Below are 24,790 nucleotides of genomic sequence, written 5' to 3' on the forward strand. Positions count from 1 at the left end.
CCCCGCGCGGGCCTCTCTGACGCGCGGCGGTCAGTAGCGGCGGGCCAGGTCCAGGGTCTCGGCGAAGTGGCAGGCGCTCGGGTGCGGGGAACGCTGGCGGACCTCCAGCAAGGGCTCGTGCTCGGCGCAGCCGGGCTGGGCCTTCCAGCACCGGGTGCGGAAGCGGCAGCCCGACGGCGGGTTCGCCGGTGAGGGCACGTCGCCCTCCAGGACGATGTGCCGCCGGTGACCGCGCAGGCGGGGGTCCGGCACCGGCACCGCCGACAGCAGCGCCTGGGTGTACGGGTGGGTCGGCTGGTCGTAGATCGCCACGTGGCTGCCCGTCTCGACCACCTTGCCCAGGTACATCACGGCGATGCGGTCGGAGATGTGCCGGACCACCGACAGGTCGTGGGCGATGAAGACGTACGACAGGCCGAAGTCGCGCTGGAGACGCTCCAGCAGGTTGATCACCTGGGCCTGGATCGACACGTCCAGGGCGGAGACCGGCTCGTCGCAGATGATGATCTCGGGGCGGAGGGCCAGCGCGCGGGCGATGCCGATGCGCTGGCGCTGACCGCCCGAGAACTGGTGCGGGTAGCGGTTGATGTGGTCGGGGTTGAGGCCGACCGTGTCGAGCAGGTCCTGCACCGCCCGTTCGCGGCCCGGCCGGGGCACCGCGTCCGGGTGGATCGCGAACGGTTCGCCGACGATGTCGCCGACGGTCATCCGCGGGTTCAGGGACGTGTACGGGTCCTGCATGACCATCTGGATGTTGCGGCGGGCCTGGCGCAGCGCCGGGCCGCGCAGGCGGATCATGTCGTCGCCGCGTACCCGGATCTCGCCGCTTGTGGGTTTCTCCAGGCCGACCAGCATCTTCGCCAGCGTCGACTTGCCGCAGCCGGACTCGCCGACGATGCCCAGGGTCTCGCCGCGGCGCAGGTGAAGGTCGACACCGTCGACCGCCCGTACGGCGCCGGTCTTCTTCTTGACCACGATGCCCTGGGTGATCGGGAAGTGCTTGACCAGGCCCCGCGCCTCGAGAACGACGTCAGACACCGAGGACCTCCCGGATGAAGTGGCAGCTGGCGATGCGCCGGGAGGCGATCTGGTACGCGGGTGGCGGCGGATCCTGCCGGCACACGTCCCGGGCGTACGCGCAGCGCGGGTGGAACGGGCAGCCCCGGGGCACGTCGGTCAGGGCCGGCGGAAGCCCGTGGATCACGTTGAGCCCGCGGCCCTTGAAGTCCAGGCGCGGGATCGATTCGAGCAGCGCCTTCGTGTACGGGTGAGCCGGGTGGGCGTAGATGTCGTACACCGGCGCGTACTCGACGACCCGGCCCGCGTACATCACGGCGATCGTGTCGGCCACGTCCGCGACCACGCCCATGTCGTGCGTGATCAGCACCAGCCCCATGTTGCGCTCGCGTTGGACCTCGGCCAGCAGACCCATGATCTGGGCCTGGACGGTCACGTCGAGGGCCGTGGTCGGCTCGTCGGCGATCAGCACGTCGGGGTCGAGGGCGAGCGCCATTGCGATCATGACGCGCTGGCGCATGCCGCCGGAGAACTGGTGCGGGTAGTCGTCGACTCGGTTCTTGGCGTCGGGGATGCGCACCTGGTCGAGGAGTTCGACGGCGCGGAGCTTGGCCTGCTGGCGGGAGAGGCCACGATGCGTACGGAAAAGCTCGCCGATCTGAGTTCCGACACTGTGGACCGGATTCAGCGCGCTCAGCGCGTCTTGAAAGATCATCGCGATCCGGTTGGCCCGGATCTGGCGGCGCTCGTTCTCCGGCAGGCGCAGCAGGTCGACGCCGCGGTAGAGCACCTCGCCCTTGGTCACGTGGGCCGGCGGCGAGTCGAGGATGCCCATGATCGCCTGCGCGGTGACCGACTTGCCGCAGCCCGACTCGCCGAGCACGGCCAGCGTCTCGCCGGGGCGCAGGATCAGGTTGACGCCGTTCACCGCGCGGGCGATGCCGTCGCGGGTCCGGAACTCCACGTGCATGTCATTGACCTGCAACAACGGAGCCTGAGGGTCGAAATCCATGGCGGTCACCGCAGCTTCGGGTCGAAGGCGTCGCGGATGGCGTCGCCGAGCATGATGAAGGCGAGCACCGTCACCGCGAGGAAGATCGAAGGCCAGACCAGAGGGGCGGCGGTGGTACGGATGTACGGGCCGGCCTCCGCGATGGCGATGCCCCAGCTGATCGCGTCGCCCTTGAGCCCGACGCCGAGGAACGACAACGTCGATTCGCTGGCGATGTTGATGCCGAGCAGGATCGTCAGCACCACCAGGAACGGGCCGATCGAGTTGGGCAGGATGTGCCGGAACATCTGGCGGCCCGGGCCGGCGCCGAGCATGCGGGCGGCCGCCACGTAGTCCTGACCCTTGGCCGAGATGACGGCCGAGCGCATCACCCGGGCCGAGGTCGTCCAGCCGAGCAACCCGAGGGTCAGGGTCACCGCGAGGATGCCGTTGTCGTCCGGGTTCGCCGAGAACCGCTTGGCCAGCACGATCGCCGCGAGCAGGAACGGGACGCCGAGCATGACGTCGATGAAGCGGGACAGCACCGCGTCGAGCCACCCGCCGTAGTAGCCGGCGGCGAGGCCGAACAGCAGGCCGATCACGCCGGCGATGAGGGTGGCGAACAGGCCGACGATCAGCGAGTTGCGCGCGCCGTAGATGGTCTTGGCGTAGACGTTGCAGCCCTGGAAGTCGTATCCGAAGGGCGCCCCGTTCGCCGCGCCGGCGTTCTTGTGGGCGAGCACGCAGTCGCGCGGGTCGGCCGAGGTGAACAGCGACGGCCAGACCGCCATCAGCAGGATCACCGCGACCAGCGCCGTGGCCACCCAGAAGATCGTGCTGGAGCGCAGGTCGAGCCAGGCGTCGCCGGCCAGGCTGCGCCCCGCCGAGCCGCCGCGGCGGGGGCGGGTCGGGGCCGGGCCGGGCGCCTCGGCCGTGGTCACGGCGGTGAGGTCACTCATAGCGGATCCTCGGGTCGAGGGCGGCGTACAGCAGGTCGACGATCAGGTTGATCACCAGGAAGACGATCACCAGGACGCTCACGAAGCCGACCACCAGCGGGCCGTCCTCGGACCGGATGCCGCGGAACAGGTTCAGGCCCACGCCGGGGATGTTGAAGACGCCCTCGGTGACGATGGCGCCCGACATCAGGGCGCCGATGTCCACACCGATCAGCGTGATCACCGGGATGAGCGAGTTGCGCAGCACGTGCGCCCCGATCACCCGCTTGTTCGTCAGGCCCTTGGCCCGGGCCGTACGCACGTAGTCGGCGCGCATGTTCTCGGCCACCGAGGAACGGGTGACTCGCAACTCGGTGGCGATCACCAGGGTGCCCAGCACCAGCGCCGGTAACAGCAGATCCCAGAGGCCGGCGTCGCGGGTGACGGTCACCGGGAACCAGCCGAGCTGGACGCTGAAGATCACCTGGGCCACCGGCGCCAGCACCACGACCGGCAGCGCCAGCACGATCAGGGTGATCACCAGCGTCACGTTGTCGAAGACGCCGCCGCGCCGGATGCCGGAGAGCACGCCGGCGGAGACGGCGATGACGGCCGAGATGAGGACCGCCAGCAGCGCCAGCTTGATCGTGATGGGCCAGGCGTCGGCCAGCATCTCGCTGATCGGGCGGCGCTGGGTCAGCGAGGTGCCGAGGTCGCCGGTGAGCAGGCCGCGCACGTAATGCCAGTACTGCGCCAGGAAGGGGTCGTCGAGGTGGTACTGCGCGTTCAGGGCCGCCCGCTGGCTCTCACTGAGCGGCCGTTCGCCGACGAGAGCCTGGTACGGGTCGTCCTGGTTGGCGAACATCAGCGCGTACACCAGGAACGTGGCCCCGAAGAAGGTGAGCACCATCTGAAGCAGGCGCCGCACGACATACCGGAACATGTGGGTGAAGCCTCTTGGGCCGAAGGGGTGGAACACAGCGGTGGCGCCACGGTGTCACCTGACCCGTGGCGCCACAACCGTTCGAACGGGCCAGACTAGCTGGCGATATCGATCTTGTAGATGTCCACCATGGCGAACAGGTCCATGGTCACGTCGGTGACCCGGTCCGAGTGGCCGAAGACGTTCTGGCTGAACCGGAGCGGCAGCACCGGCACGTCCTTGGCCAGGATGTCTTCCGCCTTCTGCCAGTACTTCGTGGCCTGCTCCACGGTCGGCGCCTCGGAGCCCTGACGGACCAGGGTGTCGAACGCCGTGCTCTTGTAGGCGCCGTAGTTGGAGGACCCGTCGCTCGTGTACAGCGGGCCGAGGTAGTTCTCCATCAGCGGGTAGTCCATCGACCAGGCAAGCCGGTAGAGGCCGACATCCTCGCGGGCGCGCACCTTGGCCAGCAGGTCGGTCAGCTTGGGCACCGTCGTGCCGACACAGTTGACGCCGAGCGACGACTTGATCTGGTTGCACATCGCGTCGATCCAGGGCTTGTGGCCGCCGTCCGCGTTGTACGTGATCTTGATTTCGGCCGGGCCGCCGGCCGCGGTGTACATCTGCCTGGCCTTGATCGGGTTGTATTCGCAGTTCGGGCCGCAGGTGTTGCGGCGCGCGCCCTGCAGGACCGGCGAGACGAAAGCGTTGGCCGCGGTCTCCGAGCCGAGGAAGATCTGCTCGGTCATCTCCTCGCGGTTGATCGCCATCGAGATGGCCCGGCGCACCTGAGGGTTCTTGAACTTCTCGTCGTACAGCGGGAAGCCGACGAAGTCGAAGCCCGAGCTCGGGCTTTTCAGCAGCCGGTCGCCCAGGTCGCTGGAGGCCTGCGAGAGGCTCTCGACAGGAATCTGGGTCTCCACGTCGAGGTTGCCCGCGACGAGGTCGTTGTACTGCGTCGACAGGTCCTGGTAGATCTTCCAGTTGATGGCGTTGACCTTGGGGATGGTGCCCTTGAAGTCGGCGACCTTCTCCACCTGGATCTGCTGGTCGTGCTGCCACTTGCCCTTGATCTTGAAGGGCCCGTTGCCGATCGGCGCCTCGGCGAAGTCCTTCTTGAGCACCCCCTCGCTCTCCCAGGCGGCCTTGGGCAGCGGGTAGAACGCGGTGTAGCCCATCACCGACTCCCAGCCGGCGAAGCCCGCGGAGAGCGTGACCGTGAAGGTCGTGTTGTTCACCTTCTTGAGGCCGCTCATCGTCCGGGCCTTGGGCTCGGGCGCCTGAGCCGGCCCGTCCTTGCCGTCCGGGTCCTCGGACTGCAGGTCGGCGAAGCCCTGGATCCGGCTGTAGAAGTACGAGGCGAGCTGCCCGTTCGGGCCGTACGCGCCGTAGTTCCAGGCGTTGATGTAGTTGTCCGCCGTGACCGGTTCGCCGTTGCTGAAGGTGAAGCCCGGCTTGAGCCGGATCGTCCAGACGCGGTTGGCCTTGTCGTGCGTGATCGACTGGGCGGCCACCGCGTACGGCGTGCTCTTGTCGTTGAATCGCACGAGCGGGTAATACAGCGACGCCAGGACCTGCGAGCCCCCCGTTTCCACCACATTGGACGGGATCAGGCTCGTCGGCTCGACGATGCCGATGCTGATGCTGTTCGGCAGAGCTTCGGCGTCGTCCGAGGAACTACCGCTGCAGCCGGACGCCAACAAGACGATGGCGGCCGCTCCGGCCGCCATCTTCCATGGCATTTTCCCAGGCATGGGGTGGGTGCCTCCTTCGGGGCGCTCACGGGGGTCGTGTGAGTCGCCCGCAACTGTGACACAGAGCCAACGACAGCCAAGGCCCCGTTACCAAGCCGATATTAGACAGGCCCGGTGCCACGCTTGCCCCCCGACCGGTTCTTCGATATGAGCAACCGGCCTTACCAGGGAAAACGTCGTTCGGTACGCGGGCCACCACCCACCGCAGCGCCCGCGTGGAGATCGGTCAGACGAGCCGGCGGTCGGCCGCCCAACGTGACAATTCGTAACGGTTGCTCATTTGGAGCTTGCGCAGGACGTTCGAGACATGCGTCTCGACGGTCTTGATCGAGATGAACAATTCCTTCGCGATCTCCTTGTACGCGTACCCGCGCGCGAGCAGGCGCAGGACCTCGCGCTCGCGGTTGGTGAGCTGGTCGAGCTCCGGGTCGGCGACCGGCACGTCGGGCCGGGAGGCGAAGGCGTCCAGCACGAAGCCGGCCAGCCGCGGGCTGAAGACGGCGTCGCCGTCGGCCACCCGGCGGATCGCCGCCGCCAGCTCGTCCGGCGAGATCGTCTTGGTCACGTAGCCCCGGGCGCCGGCCCGGATCAGGCCGATCACGTCCTCGGCCGCGTCGGAGACGGACAGGGCCAGGAAACGCACGTGCGGATGGGTGCGGCGCATCGCGTCGAGCACCGCGCGGCCGCCGCCGTCGGGCATGTGCACGTCGAGCAGCACCACGTCGGGCTCGGCGGCCGCGATCCGGGAGACCGCCTCGGCGACCGTGCTGGCCTCTCCGATGACGTCGACGTGCGCCCCCAGCTCGGCGCGCACGCCCGCGCGGAACATCGCGTGGTCGTCCACCAGGAAGACGGTGAGCCGCCGGCTCTCGGGCTCGGTCATCGTGTTGCCTCCTTACCGGCCGTCACGCTGTCCCGCGACACGGGAAGCGTCAGCCGGACCTCTGTGCCGTCGCCGACGGCGCTGCGGATCTCCGCCTTGCCGCCGTGACGCTGCATCCGTCCGATGATCGAGCCTCGCACGCCGTGCCGCGACTCCTGCACACCCTTCAGGTCGAAACCGGCGCCGCGGTCGCGGACGAAGACGCTGAGCTCGTCCGGCTCGACCTCGGCGTACAGCGAGACCGTCTGCACCCCGGCGTGGCGGGCCGCGTTCACCAGCGCCTCACGCGCCGCCGCGACCAGGGCCGCGACCCGCTCGTCGCACTCGGTGTCGCCCACCACGACGGTCTCGACGCTGATCGCGTACGTGTCCTCGACCTCGGCCGCGGCCTGCTCGAGCGCCGCCGCGAACCGCTCGGTGGGCGACGCGGTCGGCTTGTAGAGCCAGTTACGCAGGCTGCGCTCCTGACCCCGGGCCAACCGCTGCACCTCTTTGATGTCGGCCGAGTTGCGCTGGATCAAGGCCAGCGTGTGCAGCACCTGATCGTGGATCATGGCGGCCACCTCGGCCCGCTCCTGCTCCCGGATGCGCCCCTCGCGCTCGGCCCGGAGCTGGTTGAACATGCGCCAGAGCAGCGGCGCGGCCACCACGCCGACGCCGAGCAGGCCGACCAGCGCGAAGATCACGCCGTTGATGACCGAGGTGAGGCTGCCGGCCGGCGCGTAGACCGCGACCACGCCGATGACGCCGGTCGCGACCAGCACGCCGCCGCCGATGAAGCGCAGCAGGAAGAACCGCCGGTCGCTCTCGGCCACCACGGCGGCCAGCCAGGGGGTCTGCGGCATGTTGGCGCCCCACTGCCGGCGCGTGGGGTCGGCCTGGTGCCAGATGATGCCGGCGCCGACCGCGACCACGGCGATCAGCCAGCCCACCGTGCCGGCGACGTTGTCCTCGAAGACCAGGGCCTGAAGCACGATCACACCGAGGCCGATCGCGCCGAACGGAAGCAGCATGGCCAGGTCGCGGCGCTTGGCCGGCTCGCCGGCGGCCGGGACCTGCTGCGGCAGCACGGCCCAGAAGGCCGCGTAGAGCAGCAGGCCGAGGCCGTTGAAGCCGAGCAGCACGACCAGGGAGATACGCACGGCCAGCACGGGCACGCCGAGGTGCTGCGCGAGCCCGGAGGCGACACCCGCGATGATGCGGTGATCGCGCGGCCGGAACAGGCGGCGAGTGGGCGGTGCGGTGGCGGTGCTGATGGCTCCTCCTCGGTTGTGTCCTCCGATCGTCACACGTTCCGGCCGCGCGGACCACGGGGAACTTCCCCCGGTATCCGCGGCCCGGATCTCAGGGTGGCCTCAGGGTCGCCGCCGGAAGCGTCTCGGGTGCCCGGGGAGCGAGGATCGATGCCATGAACGAGGAAGCTGCCGAACCGCAGGGCACCCAAGCCCCTCCCGGAGCGGACCGGAACGCTCCGCCGTGGGCCGGCGGGCCGCCCTTCTCCCGCGACAAGCTGGTCCGCCCGCGCCAGGGCCGCTACCTGGCCGGCGTCTCCGGCGCCCTGGCCCGCGCCACCAACACCGACCCGGTGCTGTGGCGGGTGCTGTTCGCCGTGCTCGGTGTGATCAGTGGTGTCGGCCTGCTGCTCTACCTCATCGGCTGGCTGATCATCCCGGCTGAGGGGGACACCGCCTCGCCCATCGAGTCGCTGCTCGGCAAGGGCCGGGCGGGCATGACCCCGCTCTCGGTGGTCTTCCTCGGCGGCGCCGCGGTTCTCTCGTTCGCCTTCATCGTGCGGGACGGGGTACGGGCCAGCCTGCTGGCCTGCGCGGTCATCTTCGGCGCGATCATCCTGATCAAGCGGTCGGGTTCCCACGCGACTCCCCCGCCGCCGGCGCCGGAGGACCCGTTCCCGACGGCCGAGTTCGCCACCGCGCCCCACCCGGCGCCGTCCGAGCCGGCCTCACCTCCGCCCTTCGAGCCGGCCCCGGCCACACCTTTCGGGGCGGCCACGCCTTTCGAGGCGGCCACGGCCCCGGCCCCGGCTTTTGACGCGGCCGCGGCCCCGGCGGCTCCGCCTCCTCCGCCACCGCCGTTCGGGCCGCCGCCCGGTGCCTACCGGCCACCGTTCGCGCCGCACGGCCCGTTCGCCCGGCCCACGCCGGCGACGTACCCGCCGGCCCCGCCCGCCCCGCCGGCGGCGAAGCCGCCGAAGAAGCCGAAGGAGCGCTCCAAGCTGGGCCGCCTCACCTTCTTCGCGCTGATCGTCGTGATGGGCGTGATGGCCGCCGCCGACACGGCCGGTGCCAGCATCACCGTGTCCGCCTACTTCGCGGCGGCGCTGGCCACCATCGCGGCCGGCCTGATCGTCGGCGCCTGGCTCGGCCGGGCCCGCGGGCTGATCGCGCTCGGCCTGATCGCCACCCTCGGCCTGTTCGCCGCCACCGGCTCCGAGCGCTGGGGCGACGACGTGGGCAACAGCGTCTACCGGCCGACCACCCTGACCCAGGTCGCCGACCGGTACGACTTCAACCTCGGCGACGCCACGATCGATCTCCGCCAGATCGACTTCGCCGGCCAGCAGCAGACGATCGCCGTGAACATGAAGTTCGGCCAGGTACGGGTGCTCCTGCCGCCGACCGTCGACACGACCGCGACGCTCGAGGTCGCCAACGGCCGCGCCGAGATCTTCGGCAAGACCTTCGAGGGCGAATCGCTCGGCCACGAGGACCTGACCGACCTCGGCCCGGACGGCGCCGGTGGCGGCACGCTCAAGCTCGACCTGCGGCTGAACGCCGGCAACCTGGAGGTGTACCGATGAAACCGCACCGCACCGACGGCGTCTCGCTCAGCTTCGGCGTCCTGTTCCTGCTGGTGGTCGCCTGGTGGGCGGTCTCGGCGGTGGTCAACGTCCACCTGCCCGCGGTGGGCTGGCTGGTGGCCGGCGGCCTGATCGTCTTCGGCGTGATCGGCCTGCTCGGCGCGCTCCGGTCGGCCCGGGGCGGCCCGCCCGAGGCGGTGATGGAGCCGGCCATGGCGCCGGCCGTCCCGGCCGCGGCCCCCGGCCCCGAGATCCCGGGTGACCTCCCGCCCGAGATGCACGCGTCGATCGTCCGGGAACTCCTCGAGGAGCCGTCCGAGCGGTTCACCAAGGAGCACCCCGCGTCACCCGAGAAGTAGCCCCATATGCTCGTTGCCATGACGTACCCCGTGGTGTCCAACGCTCCGATCGCCGGGGTCGGCCCCGTCGCCGCCCGGGCCCTGACCGCCGAGTTCGCCCGGCACAACGCGCCCACCACCGCCCTGGTGTTCGCCGCCGACCACGCCACCGAGGTGGTGGCGGCCGCCGTCGAGGCCCTGCTGCCGGCCGACAAGCTCACCCTGGTGGCGGGCGAGCGCAGCACGGCCGACCTGCTGCGCGACCACATCACCGGGCTGGGCAGCTGGATCGCCGACCGGGTGCGGGTGGTCGACGCCCTCTCCGAGGCCGAGCCGGCCGACGTGGTGATCGTGGGCGAGCCGCTGACCGGCACGGCCGACGAGGTCCGGGTCCTCCTCGACAGCCTCGGTAAGTATCTGAACGAGGGTGCCGTGCTCACCGTGGCGACCCCGGCCACGCCGGGCCGCACCGGCGGCGCGGCGGCCGAGCTGTTCCGGCAGGGCGCGCTGTTCGGCGTCGGCTCCGACCTGGTGCTGCGCAACCAGCCGCCGCTGCGGGTGCACAAGCTGCGGTTCACCGCGGCCGACCCGCGGGTGGCGGCGACGCTCGCCCCGGCGTACCGGCCGTCCAGCGTTCCGGTGACCCGCTCGATGCACATCGACTCGAACGGCGTGGCCGCCGCCGGCATCGCGCTCGGGCTGGCCGCGCTGGCCCGCCGGGCCCGGCCCGGGTCGAAGCTGTGGCTGCTGCCGGCCCTGGCCGCGGCGCCGGTGGCGGCGTTCTTCCGCGACCCCGAGCGCGACGTGCCCGACGACGCGTCGGCCGTGGTGGCGGCGTCCGACGGCCGGGTGCTGTCGGTCGAGCGGATGACCGACGAGCGCTTCGGCGCCGGCGAGTTCCTGCGGATCGCGGTCTTCCTGTCGGTCCTCGACGTGCACGTCAACCGGGTGCCGGTGGCGGGCCGGGTGGCCGACCACTTCGTCGAGGAGGGCGGCTACGCGAACGCGATGACGGCCGCGGCCGAACACAACGTGGCCGCCTACACGGTGCTCGACACCGAGCACGGCACGGTCGTGGTGGCCCAGCGGACCGGCCTGATCGCGCGCCGCATCGTGCAGCGCACGCCGGTCGGCACGCTGGTCGCCAAGGGTGAGCGGATGGGCCTGATCCGGTTCGGCTCGCGCACCGACGTCTACCTGCCGGCCGGCGCGGCCGAGCCGCTGGTCGCGGTGAACGACAAGGTCATCGGCGGTTCCTCGGTCATCGCCCGCTGGATCTGAAGAAAAATGGCCGCCCCTCGGGGCGGCCATTTTTCACGCGGTTGTTCTTTGGCGCATCCAGAGGACCGGGCCACTGATCAGGTACGCCGCCACGACCATGACAAAGGTCAGACGGGCGTCGACCAGGGCGCCGACGATCGGCAGCAGCCAGAGCCAGGCCGGAAGCCGCAGGAGGCGGGCCAGCTTCGCGTACGGGAAACTGGACACCATCGCGAAGGCCAGCAGCGCCACCCCGCCGAGCAGCACCAGACCGGGCAGCGGCAGGCCGATCAGCACGGACACCGCGAGGACCGCGGCCACCATCGTGGTCGGCACGCCGCAGAAGAACTTGCCGTCCTTGGGCGAGACGTTGAAGCGGGCCAGGCGGATCGCGGCGCAGGCCGCGACGAGCACGCAGGCCACGGCGGCGGCCGGGGTCGGCACCGAGTGGACCAGCGAGGCGTAGACCACGACCGGCGCGGCCAGGCCGAACGAGCACATGTCGGCCAGCGAGTCCATCTGAGCGCCGAACGGGCTCGAGACGCCCAGCTTGCGGGCGAGCGCGCCGTCGAGGCCGTCGAAAGCGACGCAAGCAACCAGGCAGGCGGCGGCCAGGCGGACGTCGCCGTGCATCGCCAGGAAGATGGCCATGAGGCCGAGGGCGAGGCTGGCGATCGTGCAGCCGTTCACGATCGCGAAGCGCACCTTGCGGGCCGCGGTGTGCTCACCGGGCAGCAGGGAGGCCGGGACGGCCGGCTCGACGACCGCCGGGATGGCCAGGTGCGGAGCGGCCGGGCCGAGGGCCCGGGTGTGCTCGGCACCGGTGTAGATGACTTCTGCCCTGGTCGCGGTGGCGGCCCGGCCGGACTCAGCGTTCCGGCGGCCGACCCGCACCAACAGGGCCTGCCGCGCGATGGTTCCTCCGCGGCGCAGACGGCCTGCCCAACGACGACCGGCGGGACGGGGGCTATCCGTCGATCGACGCCGGCGCCAAGGGGATCTCGGCACGTGCTTCCTCCATGGGATAGGTGGCCCACCTGCACGTTTGCGGTGGGTTGGTTCCCGGTAGCCCGCCGCACACGCGGACCGGGGAAATTCGCGGTGTACACCATCGCACAGCCGGACGACCTTGGCGAGAAGTCGATCGACAGTCGTTGGCAGGTGCTCCTCCGGGTCTTTCCTTGGCCGGGTGGGTACGGGACGGGCCACGAGAGCGCCCCTCCCGGATAACGATTCTAACTCGCCCGTTCCGCCCCGATTCGGGCTACGGCGACGGCTGCCGGCTCGGTGAGGGCGAGCCGCCCGGCCTCGGCCAGCGTGAACCAGCGCGCCTCGGCGGTCGAGCCGTCCACCTCCTTGACCACCGGTTCGGTCGGCGTGTCGACCTCCACCCGGAACAGAACCCGGATGACGTGCCAGTCGACCGGCACCCCCTCCGGCCCCACGGCCGCCGGGTCGTAACGATGCGAGATCTCCACCAGACCGGTCACCCGACCGTGTTGCCCGGTCTCCTCGAACACCTCCCGGGCGAGCGCCGCCTCCGGCGTCTCCCCGTGGTCGGTCCCACCACCGGGCACATGCCAGCGCCCAGCTCCTGGATACCCCGGCGCGATCCGCGTAAGCAGAATCCGCCCCGCCACATCCGACGCCGCCGCATAGGCCCCAAATCGCTGTACCGGCCCCAGGGGCGCGGCTTCAACACCCACCCCGCTCGACCCCGCCTCCGGCCGTGTCGCCTTTCCGCCCTCACCGCGCGGCCCTGCCTCTGGTCGCCTCGAACTGGCGTTCACCGAATCGCCATCCCCTTCGCCCGACTTTTCGGAAATGTCGGACGGAAAGTGAGGTCGGGAGGAGATGCCGGTCGAGGAATGCGGATCGGAACCGGCGCCGGGCGAGGGGGTGGGGGCGTCGGGCGTGAGGTTCAGTGCGGCGGCGGTGAAAGGCATCAGCGGGAGGGTGGCCGGGTCGGCTACCCACTCGACGAGTTCGGTGGTGCCTTCGGCTTCGTTGCGTAGGGTGCCGCTGACGGCTGTGACGTCGTAGATGATTCGGTCGGTGTGTTCGAGGGCGCCGTTCGACAGGGGGAAGACGTCGGCGGTGACCGTGTGGAGGCCGTCGAGGCGTACCTCAAGACCGGTTTCCTCGGCGAACTCGCGGACCACCGCGTCGTTCGGGTGTTCGCCCTGCTCGACGCCTCCGCCGGGCAGGGTCCACAGGCCGGGGAACTCGCTGCGGGGCGAGTTCCGGGCGAGCAGCACCCGCCCGGAGGAGTCGCGACAGATTCCGTAGGCCCCGACCCGTCTGATCTTCACCAGATCAGATTAGCCGCGCCTTCCGCAGCGCCTCGGCCGTCACTTCGGTCAGCTCGTCCTCGGCCAGGTCGGCGACCTCCTTGACCGGCATCCAGCGCGCCTCGGAGGTGGAGCCGCCCACGTCTTTGACAATGACCTCGGTCGGCCGGTCGACGATCACCCGGTAGAAGGCCCGTACGCCGTGCCAGTCGATCGGGTAGCCCTCGGGGCCCAGTGACGCCGCGTCACGGTGACTGGCCACGCCGAGCAGTTCGACCAGCCGGCCCTCCTGGCCGGTCTCCTCGACGAGTTCGCGGATCAGCGCCGTGCCGGGCTGCTCGCCGTAGTCGGTGCCGCCGCCGGGCAGGTGCCAGCGCCCCTCCCCCGGATAGCCGGGGGCGATGCGGGTCAGCAGCAGGCTGGCGTCCCGCGGGTCGGTGGCGATCGCGTACGCCGCGAAGCGCTGCGCCCGGTGCAGCCCGTCCGGGCCGGGGTAGGCGTAGAACGACGGGAAGGTCGGCGCCGGCTCGGGCCGCAGGTCGGCCGAGGCGCCGCCCAGGCCGAGGGCGTCGGCGGTGAACTGCCGGAGTTTGAGGTGTTCGGCCTCCTCCAGCGTGTGCCAGCGGGCGAGGTCGGTGGGGTGGCCGATGCGGTCCACCAGCGTGCCACCCCGGATCGACACCTCGTAGATGAGGCGGTCGGTGTGGATGGTGACGCCTCGGTGCGGCAGGGAGCGCATGTCGGCCAGGACGTCCTGCAGGCCGGTGACGGCCACGGACAGGCCGGTCTCGGCGGCCGTCTCGCGGACGACGGTGTGGTTGGGGTCTTCGCCGTGGTCGACGGCGCCACCGGGCAGGGACCAGACGCCCGGCGTGCCGGAGCTGGTGGAGGCCCGGACCAGCAGCACGCGGCCCTCGTCGTCGCGGGCGACGGCGTAGGCGGCGATCCGGCGGAGCGGTTCGAGTGCGGGGGTCACGGGCGGCATTCTGCCCGAAATATGTTAACTGCAGAAAACATCTGTCGGATTCCTGACAGGGTGCTCGCGCTGCGTAATCCCTGATCAGAGCGTTGCCAGGGACAACGTGCACTAGATCGACCACGGCCCGTAACCATCATTTCAGGGTACGTATCCGGGCCTCACCTGAGGTCGTAGGGCCCCGTTCAGTCCCACCATTGGGGCATGAACGAGGCACCCTACAAACTCCTGCGCCGCCCCAAGGACGACCGTGTCGGGGCCGGCGTCTGCAGCGGCATCGGCCGCTACTTCGGCATCGACCCGGTGCTGGTCCGGGTCGCCTTCGTCGTGCTGGCCGCCGCCACCTGGGGCGCGGCCCTGCTCGCCTACCCCGTGATGTGGTTCCTGATGCCGGAGGAGTGGTGAGCGGTCACTCCCACTCGATGGTGCCCGGCGGCTTGCTCGTCACGTCGAGCACGACCCGGTTGACCTCGCGCACCTCGTTGGTGATCCGGGTCGAGATCTTGGCGATCACGTCGTAGGGCAGCCGCGACCAGTCGGCCGTCATGGCGTCCTCGCTGGAGACCGGGCGCAGCACGACCGGGTGACCGTACGTGCGGCCGTCGCCCTGCACGCCGACGCTGCGCACGTCGGCCAGCAGCACCACCGGGAACTGCCAGACGTCGCGGTCGAGGCCGGCCGCGGTCAGCTCCTCGCGGGCGATCAGGTCGGCCGCGCGCAGCAGGTCGAGCCGCTCCCGGTCGACCGCGCCGATGATGCGGATGGCCAGACCGGGCCCGGGGAACGGGTGGCGCTGCACCATCTCGTCGGGCAGGCCCAGCTCCGTACCCAAGGCCCGAACCTCGTCCTTGAACAGCGTGCGGAGCGGCTCGATGAGCGCGAACTGGAGGTCGTCGGGCAGGCCGCCCACGTTGTGGTGGGACTTGATGTTGGCCGTGCCGGTGCCGCCGCCGGACTCCACCACGTCGGGGTAGAGCGTGCCCTGCACGAGGAACTCGATGTGCCGCTCGGCGTCGAGCTCGCGGGCCGCCGCCTCGAACGTGCGGATGAACTCGCGGCCGATGATCTTGCGCTTCTGCTCGGGGTCGGTGACCCCGGCCAGGTGGCCCAGGAACGTGTCGGCGGCGTCGACCACCTTGAGCCGGATGCCGGTCGCGGCCACGTAGTCCTTCTCGACCTGCTCCGCCTCGCCCGCCCGCAGCAGGCCGTGGTCGACGAAGATGCAGGTCAGCTGGTCGCCGATGGCCTTGTGCACGAGCGCGGCGGCGACCGCCGAGTCGACACCGCCGGACAGGCCGCAGATCACCTGCTTGTCGCCGACCTGCTCGCGGATGGCGGCCACCTGCTCATCGATGATGTTCGTCGACGTCCAGGTCGGCTCGAGGCCCGCGATGTCGTACAGGAAGCGCTTGAGCATCTCCTGCCCCTGCTCGGTGTGCGCCACCTCGGGGTGGAACTGCACACCGGCCCGCTTGGCCGTGAGGTCTTCGAACGCGGCCACCGGGGCGCCCGGCGTCGACGCGGTCACCGCGAACCCCTGCGGCGCCACCGCCACGCTGTCGCCGTGGCTCATCCAGACCGGCAGGTCGTCGGGGAGCTCGCGCAGCAGGGTGCCGCCCTGCGCGCTGAGCAGGGTCCGCCCGTACTCCCGGGAACCGGTGTGCGCGACCGTGCCGCCCAGCGCCTGGGCCATGGCCTGGAAGCCGTAGCAGATGCCGAAGACGGGCACGTCGTTGTCGAACAGGCTCGGGTCGAGCACGGGCGCGCCCGGCTCGTAGACGCTGGACGGGCCGCCGGACAGGATGATCGCGGCCGGGTTCTTGGCCAGCATCTCGGCGACCGGCATCGAATGCGGGACGATCTCCGAGTAGACCCGCGCCTCGCGGACGCGGCGGGCGATCAGCTGGGCGTACTGGGCGCCGAAATCGACGACGAGAACGGGTCGGGGAGTGCTCACCGGGGAAGTTTACCGGAGGGCCTGGAGGGCCTTCAGAGCGTCGACCCGGCCCGACGGCATGGTCCTGGAGGCGACGATGGCCGAGCGGATCTGGGCGGCGGTCGGCTGCGACGGCGACGAGGCGAGCAGGCCCGCGACGCCGGCGATGAACGGAGCCGCCGACGAGGTGCCGCAGTACTGGCCGATCGCGCCGGACGGGCCCTGGGCCGGGTTGCAGCCGGGCGCGGTCACGTCGACCCACGAGCCGTAGTTGGACCAGCTGTAGCGAGTGCCGGTCGCGGTGACGCCGCCGACCGCCAGGACCGACGGAATGGCCGCGGGGTAGTGCGGGGCGGAGACGCCCTTGTTGCCGGCCGCGGCGACGATCAGGGCGCCCTTGGCCTCGGCGTAGGTCAGGGCGTCGCGCAGGAGGTCGCTGTCGGTGTTGCCGCCCAGCGACAGGCTGATGACGGTCGCGCCGCGGTCGGCCGCGAACCGGATGCCCTGGGCGATGGCGGTGTAGCTGCCGCTGCCCTTGGCGTTGAGCACCTTGACCGGCAGGATGCGGCAGTTCCAGCAGATGCCGGCGATGCCGGTGCGGTTGGCGCCGCCGGCCGCGACCACGCCGGCGGCCATCGTGCCGTGGCCGTTGTCGTCGGCCGGGTTGCTGTCGCCGTTGACGAAGTCGTAGCCGGGCAGCATGCGGGTGCGCAGGTCGGGCAGCGGGTTCACGCCGGTGTCGAGCACGGCCACGACCACCCGCGTGGTGCCGCGGACGGTGTTCCACACCTGGTCGACGCGCGTCTGCTTGAGGCCCCACTGGGTCGAGAAGCCCGGGTCGTTCGGCTTCGACCAGCCGTCGGCCGAGGCCGTCGCGGCGTCCCCGGTGGGCGCCACGAACATCGCGGCACCGGCCAGCAGACCCACGAACAGCTTTCCGACCCGACCGAGCACGCGAGAACCCCCAAAGCGAAAAGGAGCCGGCCAGAGTGGCCGGCTCCCTTCACTTCGGTTCGCTCACTGACCGTCCGGGTCTCGCCCGGGTGCGGTCAGGTTGTTCACTTCTTGTACGTGTACTTGGCCGAGAGGCCCGCGTTGCCGGCCTTGTCGTACGCCCGCAGCTGCACCGTGGTCTTCTTCGGCACCGCGCTCGCCTTGAAGGTGAACGGGGTGGTCGTCGAGCGCACCTGCGACACCTTGCCGTTGATCAGCAGCTGGACCGTCTTGATGCCCCGCGCGTCCGACCGGGTGAACTTGATGGTCACGGTGCCCTTGATCTTCGAACCGCTCTTCGGGGCCGAGGTGATCTTCACGGCCGGGGCGATGTTGTCCACGATCACCGTGCGGACGGGCGTCGTGGTGACGTTGCCGGCCTTGTCGAAGATGCGGAAGTTGACCCGGGTCGCGCCGTTGTAGGCGTTCGTCTTGAACGCGACGCCCCACGGCGCCTTGGCCGCGTAGCCCTTGTTCACGCCGTTCACGAAGAGCTGGACCATCCGGATGCCCGACTTGTTGTCCGAGATGCCGGCCGGCGTGATGGTGGCCGTGCCGCGGACCAGCGCGTTCTGCGGCGGGCTGATGGTCTTCAGCCGCGGCGCCACCTTGTCGGTGTTGTAGGTCAGCGCGTCCTTGGCGTCGATCTTGCCGAAGAGCACGCCGGTACCGCTGATCTTGTGCTGGGCGGCCGAGTTGTACAGCGCGTTCATCAGCGACCAGCCGGTGAAGGTCGGGTTTTTCGCCTTGATCAGACCGGCGATGCCGGCCACGATCGGCGACGCGAACGACGTGCCCTCGACCGTGTTGTTGTAGTTGCCGTACCGGTCCATGGCCGTCACGGTGCCGGGCGCCGCGAGGTCGACCCAGTTGTCACCCGCCTTGTTGCGGTACGAGTACCAGGCCAGCGCGTTCGACCGGCGGGCGGTGGCGGCGACGGAGACCACGTCGTAGTAGGCCGCCGGGTACGAGCGGGTGGTCAGCGGCTCGTTGTCCTCCTGGTTGCCGGCGGCGGCCACGACCAGGACGGCGTTCGTGTTGGCGTAGGCCACCGCGTCGGCCAGCACCTTGGAGGAGCCGGGGCCGCCGAGCGACAGGTTGATGATTTTGGCGCCGTTCCGGACGGCCCAGGTGATGCCGGCCGCCACGTCGCTGTCCCAGCCGCTGCCGCGGCGGTCGAGCACCTTGACCGGAATGATCTTGCAGGTCCAGCAGATGCCGGCCATGCCCTTGGTGTTGTTGCCGCGACCCGCGATCAGCGAGGCGACCTCGGTGCCGTGGTTGTTGTCGTCGGCCGGGGACGCGTCCTTGTTGACGAAGTCGTAGCCGGGCAGCACGGCGCCGGCCAGGTCGCCGACCGCGTTCACGCCGGTGTCGATGACCGCGATCTTGACGGGTGAGGCCCCGCCGGTCGTCGTGTCCCAGGCCAGCGGCGCGCGGACCTCGTCGATCTCGGGCTGCTCGCCCTCGCGGTAGGTCTCGTCGTTGGGGACCAGCGACGCCGTGCGCTGCCGGTCGACCTCGACGTAGGCCACGTTCGGGTCGCTGCGCAGGGCGGCGATCGTCGCGGCGCTGCGCGCGGCCGGCACCTGCACGGTCGACGCGCCGATCTGGTCCAGACCGAGGCCGCCGGCGGAGGCGTTGAGCTTGTGCGCGCCCGCGGCGGAAAGAGTATTGGTGGCCGCGGCGCGGTTGGCGCCGTCCTTGTAACCGACGACCAGGCGTACCGGCGAGCTTGACTGCGGGGCCGCCGCCTTGGTGTCGGCCATGGCCCAGGTGGTCACGCTCGTCATCGCCAGGACGACGGTCGTGGAGATCGCGCCGACGGTGATCCGTCGTTTGGTGAGCTTCATCGAAGCCTGCCTCCCCCGTTTATGGCGGCGGCCAGCGTACGGCCGATCGGGTGAAACACAATGACCGGTTTCACAGTGCGGGAAAGGGCCACCATTGAGCTGGTGATCATCCTGAATTACTGTTCCGCCATGCGGAACAGCAGGCTTGGTCTATGGATCGGCGCGGCGGTCGTCCTGGTGCTGCTCGTCGGCGCGGGCATCGCCTGGGCGGTCCGGTCCGGCTCGGACAAGCCCGAAGCCGCTCCCGCTCCGTCGACTTCGGTGGATCCTACGGCCGCGCCGCCCAGCGCCGCGCCCACCACGGCGCCGCCCTCGCCCGGGGCCGACATCACCGGCCCGCTCGACCTGCTGCTGATCGGTGTGGACACCCGGGTCAGCATCCCCGACTGGCAGCCGCACGCGGACGCCGTCATGCTGCTGCACGTCGAGCCCGGGCTGCGGAAGGCCTACCTCTACTCGCTGCCGCGCGACCTGCGGGTCAGCTACAGCGGCGGCAACCACAAGCTCACCGAGGCGATGAGCCGGGGCGCCGGCGACAAGCGGGACGTCAAGAAGGGCTACGAACTGCTCTCGCGGACGATCAGCCAGTACACCGGCATCAAGAAGTTCCAGGCCGGCGCGGTCCTCAACTTCGGCGGCCTGGAACGGCTCACCGCCCAGCTCGGCGGGGTCGACCTGGTGATCGACCAGACGGTCAAGTCGCGGCACCGCAAACCGGACGGCACGCTGCGGCCGCTCTCCGGCGGTGACTACATCGGACCGCAGGCCGTCTACCAGGCCGGCCGGCGGCACCTGAACGGCTGGCAGGCGATCGACTACGCGCGCCAGCGCTACGGCCTGCCCAACGGCGACTACGACCGGCAGCGCCACCAGCGCCAGCTGGTCTCGGCGCTGTTCGACAAGGCGCTGAGCCGCGACCTGGCCGACGATCCGGCCGCGCTCGAGTCTCTGGTCTCCGCGCTCGGCGACACGCTGGTCTACCTGGGCGGGCGGCGGCCGGTCGAGTACGCGTACGCACTGCGGAATTTGACCGCGAAGGACATCACCCGGGTCACGCTGCCCGGCGAAGGGGTCGGCGGTGGCAGCGGCTACCTCGGCGAGCGGCTGACCGCCGAGGGCAAGGGCTTCGTCACCGCCGTCGCCCAGGGCAAGGCCGCCGCCTACCTGGCGAGCCACCCCAAGCTCGTCGACAAATAGGAGCTACGGCTTCGGCGGCTTGGCCTTCTCGAAGAGCCACTTCTGGAAGAAGGCGTCGAGCTGCTTGCCGGAGACCTGCTCGGCCAGGGCGATCAGCTCGTCGGTGGTGGCGTTGCCGTCGCGGTGCTGAGCCGTCCACTGCTTGAGCAGCTTGTCGAAGGCCGCGTCGCCGATGGTCTTGCGCAGCGCGTAGACGGTCATGCCGCCGCGCTGGTAGACGGCGTCGCCGAAGATCCGCCCGGCGCCCGGGTCGCCGGTCGTCTCCGGCGTCTGGAGCCAGCCGTAGTTCTCGTACGTGTCGTCGAAGGCCTGCTCGACGGTCTGCACCTTCTCGTGCTCGTCCCACAGCCATTCGGCGTACGTCGCGAAGCCCTCGTTGAGCCAGATGTCCTGCCACCGCTGAAGCGCCACGCTGTCGCCGAACCACTGGTGAGCCAGCTCGTGGGCGACCACGGTCTCGTTCTCGCCGCCGGCGAAGAACGACGGCCCGTACACCGGCCGGCTCTGCGTCTCCAGCGCGTAGCCGATCCGCTGCTCGTCGACGACCACGCCGCCGTTGGCGTCGAACGGGTACGGCCCGAACTTGGTGGCCAGGAAGTCGGTGATCTCGCCGGTCCTGGCGATCGACGCCGCGGCCGGGCCGCCGGCCGGCAGCGAGTCGGCGACGGCGGTGATCATCGGCTTGCCGCCGTGGGTGCCGGTGGTGATCCGGTACTGCCCGATCACCACGTAGGACAGGTAGCTGGCCATCGGCGAACTCTCGGTCCAGGTCCACGTCGTCCAGCCGCCGGCGTCCCGGGTGGGACCCTGGACGCCGTTGCTGATCGCCTCGAGCCCGGACGGCACTGTCATCTCCAGCCGCCAGATCGCCTTGTCGGACGGGTGGTCGTTCACCGGATACCACGTACTGGCCGACTCGGGCTGGCCCAGCGCGATCGCCCCGGTCGCCGTCTCGAGCCAGCCGCCGTCGCCCAGTGTGGAGTTCGCCAGGCGGGACGGCTTACCGCCGTACTCGACGACCGTGGTGAACTCACGCCCCCGGCCGATGCCGCCGGACGGGGTGATCGTCAGCTCGGCCCCGGAGGCCGCCGAGGTGGCCTTGGCGCCGTCGACCGTCACGGCGCTGACCGCCAGCTTGGACAGGTCGAGGTTGAACGACGACAGATCCTGCGTGGCGGTCGCGGTGATCGTGGCCGTGCCGGTGAGCTGATCCGTCTTCGGGTCGAACTTCACCTTCAGGTCGTACGCGGCGACGTCGTACCCGCCGTTGCCGTACTTGGGGAAGTACGGGTCGCCGGCCCCGTCGGAGCCGGCGCTGAACGACGAACTGACCGCCGGCGCGGGCTTGCCGCCGTCGTCTCCCGAGCACCCGCTCGCGGCCACCAGAGTGACCGCGAGCACCATCGCTGCACGCCTCATGGCGCGAGGTTAGCGGTCGAGGACCAGCGCGACTTTCTGGAACTCCTTGACGTCGCTGTAGCCACACTTGGCCATCGCGCGCCGGAGTCCGCCGAACAGGTTGAGCTGGCCGTCGGGCCGGTCGGCCGGGCCGAACAGCAGCTCATCGAGGGTGCCGTCGGGCTCACCGGCGATGCAGAAGCCACCCCGGGGCAGCTGCGGGTGGCTCGCCGAGGAGTGCCACCAGGCCCCTCCGGCGGGCGCTCCCTCGGCCAGCGAGAGCGGTTCACCGAGCATCACGGCGTCCGCGCCGCACCCGATCGCCTTAGCGATATCACCCGAAGTGGAGATGCCACCGTCCGCGATCAGGTGAACGTAACGGCCACCGGTCTCGTCCAGGTAGTCGCGGCGGGCGGCCGCGGCGTCGGCGATCGCGGAGGCCATCGGCACCCGGATGCCCAGGACGGTGTCGGTGGTGGACCACTCGTCGGCGCCCACCCCGACGATCACGCCGGCGGCGCCGGTGCGCATCAGGTGCAGGGCGGTCTTGTAGTCCGTGCAGCCGCCGACGATGACCGGCAGGTCGAGGTCGGCGATGAACTCCTTGAGGTTCAGCGGCTCGTCCGTGGTGGACACGTGCTCGGCGCTGACCAGGGTGCCCTGGATGACGAGCAGGTCGACGCCGGCGTCGAGGACCACCGGGGCCAGGGCCAGCGTGTGCTGCGGCGAGACCCGCACGGCGACGGTGACACCGCCCTCGCGCATGGTCCGCACCCGCTCGGCGATCAGCTCCGGCTTGATCGGCTCGGAGTAGACCTCCTGGAGGCGCTTGGTGGCGTCGGCGTCCTCGTCGAGCGACGCCAGCTCCTCGAGGATCTTGGTCGGGTCCTCGTACCTGGTCCACAGGCCCTCGGCGTTGAGCACGCCCAGGCCGCCGAGGCGGCCCAGGGCGACCGCGGACTCCGGGCTCATGGTGGCGTCGGACGGATGCGCGACGCAGGGGATCTTGAAGGGGTACGCGTCGAGGCGCCACTCGGTGGACACGTCGTCCACGTCGCGCGTGCGCCGGCTCGGGACGATGGCGATGTCGTCCAGGTGGTACCCCCGCTGGGCGGTCTTGCCGAGACCGATCTCCACTACGTCGCGCATCTCAGTTCCTAACGGGAGTGGTAATTAGGGGCCTCTACCGTCATCTGGATGTCGTGCGGGTGGCTCTCCTTGAGGCCGGCCGCGGTGATCCGGATGAGCTGGCCGCGCTCCTGCAGGTCAGGGATCGTCTCGGCGCCCGCGTAGCCCATGGCCAGGCGAACCCCGCCGACGAGCTGGCTGACCACCCGCGACAGCGGCCCACGATACGGCACCTGGCCCTCGACGCCCTCGGGAACCAGCTTCTCCTCCGGCACATCGTGCTGGAAGTAGCGGTCCTTGGAGTACGACTTGGCCTGCCCCCGCGACTGCATGGCGCCGAGCGAGCCCATTCCCCGGTACGACTTGTACTGCTTGCCGTTCACGAAGATCAGGTCGCCGGGGCTCTCCTCGGAGCCGGCCAGCAGGCCGCCCAGCATGACCGTCTCGGCCCCGGCCACGAGCGCCTTGGCGATGTCGCCGCTGTACTGGATGCCGCCGTCGGCGATCACCGGGACGCCGGCCGGGCCGCAGGCCCGCGCCGCCTCCATGATGGCGGTGATCTGCGGGACGCCGACGCCCGCCACGATGCGCGTCGTGCAGATCGCGCCCGGGCCCACGCCCACCTTGACCGCGTCGGCGCCGGCCTCGGCCATGGCCTTGGCGCCGGCGAAGGTAGCCACGTTGCCGCCGATGATGTCGGTCGCGGTGTCCCGCTTGAGGCGGGCGATCATGTCGAGCACCTGGCGCTGGTGACCGTGCGAGGTGTCCACGATGATGACGTCGACACCGGCGTCGATCAGGCCGCGCGCCCGCTTGTACGACTCGTCGCCGACGCCGACCGCCGCGGCGACCCGCAGCCGGCCCTGAGCGTCCTTGGTCGCGTCGGGGAACTGCTCGCTCTTGGTGAAGTCCTTCACCGTGATCAGCCCGCGCAGGCGGCCGCTCTCGTCGACCAGCGGAAGCTTCTCGATCTTGTGCTTCTGCAGCAGGCCCAGGGCCTCGTCCTTGCTCACCCCGACCGGCGCGGTGATCAGCGGCATCTTGGTCATGACGTCGCGGACCTTGGCGTTCTCGTCGGTGACGAAGCGCATGTCGCGGTTGGTCACGATGCCGACCAGCACGCCGTCGGCGTCGGTCACCGGCACACCGGAGATGCGGTAGCGCCCGCACAGCTGGTCGACCTCGCGCAGCGTGTCGTCCGGGCTGCAGGTGACCGGGTTGGTGATCATGCCGGACTCGGAGCGCTTCACCAGGTCGACCTGGGCCGCCTGGTCCTCGGGCGAGAGGTTGCGGTGCAGCACGCCGATGCCGCCCTGACGGGCCATCGCGATGGCCATGCGCGCCTCGGTGACCGTGTCCATCGCGGCCGACAGCAGCGGGATGGTCAACTCGATGTTCCGGGTCAGGCGAGTCCTGGTGTTGACCCGGCTGGGCACGATGTCCGACTCGCCGGGCTGGAGCAGCACGTCGTCGAAAGTCAGACCTAGCGGAACCGTACGAGCGGAATCTGTCTCCACGGAGCATCCCTAACTGCAAGAGGACGGATGGTTCATCGTACCTATCCACCTCGGGACACCCGGGCGGACGGACCGGCCGTGCGGGCCAGCACACATCTACCGGAGGTGAGTACGGTATGGGGGTGCAAGAAGAGCCGATCGACCCGTTCAACGGCGACCCCACCGACCCGGCCGCCGAGCTCGACGACCTCAGCGAGGACGCCGAGCCCGAGCCGCTGTCCGAGGCCGAACGTCAGGACGTCCTCGAGGATCTCTCCGACCTGGAGATCTACCAGGCGCTGTTGAGCCCGACCGGCATCCGCGGCCTCGTCATCGAGTGTGAGGACTGCCACGAGCCGCACTACTTCGACTGGGATCTGCTGCGCGGCAACCTGCGCCATCTGCTGACCAACGGGCGCCCGCGCGTGCACGAGCCGGCCTACGACCCGGACCCCGATCACTACGTCACATGGGAGTACGCCCGCGGTTACGCCGACGGCGTACACGACACCCTGACCGAAGGAACAGACGAGGGGGAATCGCAGCGCTAGCTGGCTCCGCTGCGCTCCGCGGGCAATCGCCTTGTAACCGGTGAGGAGGC

General features: G+C 70.4%; 22 protein-coding genes. 6 read left to right on the forward strand and 16 right to left on the reverse strand.

Annotated features, from left to right (window positions below):
- Positions 1-30: 30 nt before the first annotated feature.
- From ACGFJ7_RS09970 to ACGFJ7_RS10000, 7 genes are all read right to left on the reverse strand, one after another.
- Positions 31-1,038, reverse strand: a complete 1,008-nt coding sequence (locus ACGFJ7_RS09970; RefSeq protein WP_360245332.1) for a dipeptide ABC transporter ATP-binding protein — start codon at positions 1,036-1,038, stop codon at positions 31-33.
- Positions 1,031-2,029 (reverse strand): ABC transporter ATP-binding protein, encoded by a 999-nt coding sequence (locus ACGFJ7_RS09975; protein WP_360245335.1) that lies wholly within the window; start codon positions 2,027-2,029, stop codon positions 1,031-1,033. Before ACGFJ7_RS09975 ends, ACGFJ7_RS09970 begins: the two co-directional genes overlap by 8 nt.
- A 5-nt stretch (positions 2,030-2,034) precedes the next feature.
- Positions 2,035-2,967 (reverse strand): ABC transporter permease, encoded by a 933-nt coding sequence (locus ACGFJ7_RS09980; protein WP_392641857.1) that lies wholly within the window; start codon positions 2,965-2,967, stop codon positions 2,035-2,037.
- On the reverse strand, positions 2,960-3,889 hold the full coding sequence (locus ACGFJ7_RS09985; RefSeq protein WP_360245341.1) for an ABC transporter permease: 930 nt from the start codon (positions 3,887-3,889) through the stop codon (positions 2,960-2,962). Before ACGFJ7_RS09985 ends, ACGFJ7_RS09980 begins: the two co-directional genes overlap by 8 nt.
- Positions 3,890-3,984: 95 nt before the next feature.
- Entirely contained in the window at positions 3,985-5,622 is a 1,638-nt protein-coding gene (locus ACGFJ7_RS09990; RefSeq protein ID WP_392641860.1) for an ABC transporter substrate-binding protein, read from the reverse strand.
- Between the two features lie 226 nt (positions 5,623-5,848).
- On the reverse strand, positions 5,849-6,505 hold the full coding sequence (locus tag ACGFJ7_RS09995) for a response regulator transcription factor (RefSeq protein WP_360245347.1): 657 nt from the start codon (positions 6,503-6,505) through the stop codon (positions 5,849-5,851).
- A complete protein-coding gene (locus tag ACGFJ7_RS10000; RefSeq protein WP_392641990.1) occupies positions 6,502-7,788 on the reverse strand; it encodes a PspC domain-containing protein in 1,287 nt (428 codons plus the stop codon). The genes ACGFJ7_RS09995 and ACGFJ7_RS10000 overlap by 4 nt, the downstream gene beginning before the upstream one ends.
- 125 nt (positions 7,789-7,913) lie before the next feature.
- On the opposite strand from ACGFJ7_RS10000, the gene ACGFJ7_RS10005 reads away from it, so the two are divergent.
- From ACGFJ7_RS10005 to ACGFJ7_RS10015, 3 genes are read left to right on the forward strand one after another with little or no spacing between them, the layout of a single operon-like run.
- Positions 7,914-9,323 (forward strand): PspC domain-containing protein, encoded by a 1,410-nt coding sequence (locus ACGFJ7_RS10005; protein WP_392641862.1) that lies wholly within the window; start codon positions 7,914-7,916, stop codon positions 9,321-9,323.
- On the forward strand, positions 9,320-9,682 hold the full coding sequence (locus ACGFJ7_RS10010) for a hypothetical protein (protein WP_392641864.1): 363 nt from the start codon (positions 9,320-9,322) through the stop codon (positions 9,680-9,682). The genes ACGFJ7_RS10005 and ACGFJ7_RS10010 overlap by 4 nt, the downstream gene beginning before the upstream one ends.
- 18 nt (positions 9,683-9,700) lie before the next feature.
- Entirely contained in the window at positions 9,701-10,942 is a 1,242-nt protein-coding gene (locus ACGFJ7_RS10015) for a phosphatidylserine decarboxylase (protein ID WP_392641866.1), read from the forward strand.
- A 33-nt stretch (positions 10,943-10,975) separates the two neighbouring features.
- On the opposite strand, the gene ACGFJ7_RS10020 is transcribed toward ACGFJ7_RS10015, so the two are convergent.
- The 3 genes from ACGFJ7_RS10020 to ACGFJ7_RS10030 form a co-directional block, all read right to left on the reverse strand.
- Positions 10,976-11,854 carry a CDP-alcohol phosphatidyltransferase family protein gene (locus ACGFJ7_RS10020; RefSeq protein ID WP_360246526.1) on the reverse strand — a complete coding sequence of 293 codons (879 nt, stop codon included), beginning with the start codon at positions 11,852-11,854 and terminating at the stop codon, positions 10,976-10,978.
- Between the two features lie 302 nt (positions 11,855-12,156).
- Positions 12,157-13,233: an NUDIX hydrolase gene (locus tag ACGFJ7_RS10025; RefSeq protein ID WP_360245359.1), complete on the reverse strand. Its 1,077-nt coding sequence runs from the start codon at positions 13,231-13,233 to the stop codon at positions 12,157-12,159.
- Between the two features lie 4 nt (positions 13,234-13,237).
- Entirely contained in the window at positions 13,238-14,188 is a 951-nt protein-coding gene (locus tag ACGFJ7_RS10030; protein WP_360245362.1) for an NUDIX domain-containing protein, read from the reverse strand.
- 204 nt (positions 14,189-14,392) lie between these two features.
- On the opposite strand from ACGFJ7_RS10030, the gene ACGFJ7_RS10035 reads away from it, so the two are divergent.
- The gene (locus ACGFJ7_RS10035; RefSeq protein ID WP_392641869.1) at positions 14,393-14,593 is read left to right on the forward strand and encodes a PspC domain-containing protein; all 201 of its coding nucleotides are present in this window, start codon (positions 14,393-14,395) and stop codon (positions 14,591-14,593) included.
- 4 nt (positions 14,594-14,597) lie between these two features.
- Here ACGFJ7_RS10035 and guaA read toward each other — a convergent pair whose 3' ends face one another.
- The 3 genes from guaA to ACGFJ7_RS10050 form a co-directional block, all read right to left on the reverse strand.
- A complete protein-coding gene (gene guaA, locus ACGFJ7_RS10040; RefSeq protein WP_360245365.1) occupies positions 14,598-16,145 on the reverse strand; it encodes a glutamine-hydrolyzing GMP synthase in 1,548 nt (515 codons plus the stop codon).
- A 9-nt stretch (positions 16,146-16,154) separates the two neighbouring features.
- Positions 16,155-17,078: a S8 family serine peptidase gene (locus ACGFJ7_RS10045; protein WP_392641871.1), complete on the reverse strand. Its 924-nt coding sequence runs from the start codon at positions 17,076-17,078 to the stop codon at positions 16,155-16,157.
- Positions 17,079-17,182: 104 nt separating this feature from the next.
- Positions 17,183-18,970, reverse strand: coding sequence for a S8 family serine peptidase (locus tag ACGFJ7_RS10050; RefSeq protein ID WP_360245371.1), 1,788 nt, complete (start codon positions 18,968-18,970; stop codon positions 17,183-17,185).
- Positions 18,971-19,099: 129 nt separating this feature from the next.
- Here ACGFJ7_RS10050 and ACGFJ7_RS10055 point away from each other — a divergent pair, with 129 nt between their 5' ends.
- The gene (locus ACGFJ7_RS10055; RefSeq protein ID WP_360245374.1) at positions 19,100-20,167 is read left to right on the forward strand and encodes an LCP family protein; all 1,068 of its coding nucleotides are present in this window, start codon (positions 19,100-19,102) and stop codon (positions 20,165-20,167) included.
- Between the two features lie 3 nt (positions 20,168-20,170).
- On the opposite strand, the gene ACGFJ7_RS10060 is transcribed toward ACGFJ7_RS10055, so the two are convergent.
- The 3 genes from ACGFJ7_RS10060 to guaB are packed head-to-tail and all read right to left on the reverse strand — an operon-like array spanning position 20,171 to position 24,210.
- Positions 20,171-21,586 carry a M1 family metallopeptidase gene (locus ACGFJ7_RS10060; protein WP_392641873.1) on the reverse strand — a complete coding sequence of 472 codons (1,416 nt, stop codon included), beginning with the start codon at positions 21,584-21,586 and terminating at the stop codon, positions 20,171-20,173.
- Between the two features lie 9 nt (positions 21,587-21,595).
- Entirely contained in the window at positions 21,596-22,714 is a 1,119-nt protein-coding gene (locus ACGFJ7_RS10065; RefSeq protein ID WP_360245379.1) for a GuaB3 family IMP dehydrogenase-related protein, read from the reverse strand.
- Positions 22,715-22,722: 8 nt separating this feature from the next.
- On the reverse strand, positions 22,723-24,210 hold the full coding sequence (gene guaB, locus ACGFJ7_RS10070; protein WP_360245382.1) for an IMP dehydrogenase: 1,488 nt from the start codon (positions 24,208-24,210) through the stop codon (positions 22,723-22,725).
- A gap of 122 nt (positions 24,211-24,332) precedes the next feature.
- On the opposite strand from guaB, the gene ACGFJ7_RS10075 reads away from it, so the two are divergent.
- Positions 24,333-24,740 (forward strand): DUF5319 domain-containing protein, encoded by a 408-nt coding sequence (locus ACGFJ7_RS10075; RefSeq protein WP_360246528.1) that lies wholly within the window; start codon positions 24,333-24,335, stop codon positions 24,738-24,740.
- Positions 24,741-24,790: the final 50 nt, after the last annotated feature.

The organism is Actinoplanes sp. NPDC048988, assembly GCF_043197815.1.
Classification (GTDB): Bacteria; Actinomycetota; Actinomycetes; order Mycobacteriales; family Micromonosporaceae; genus Actinoplanes.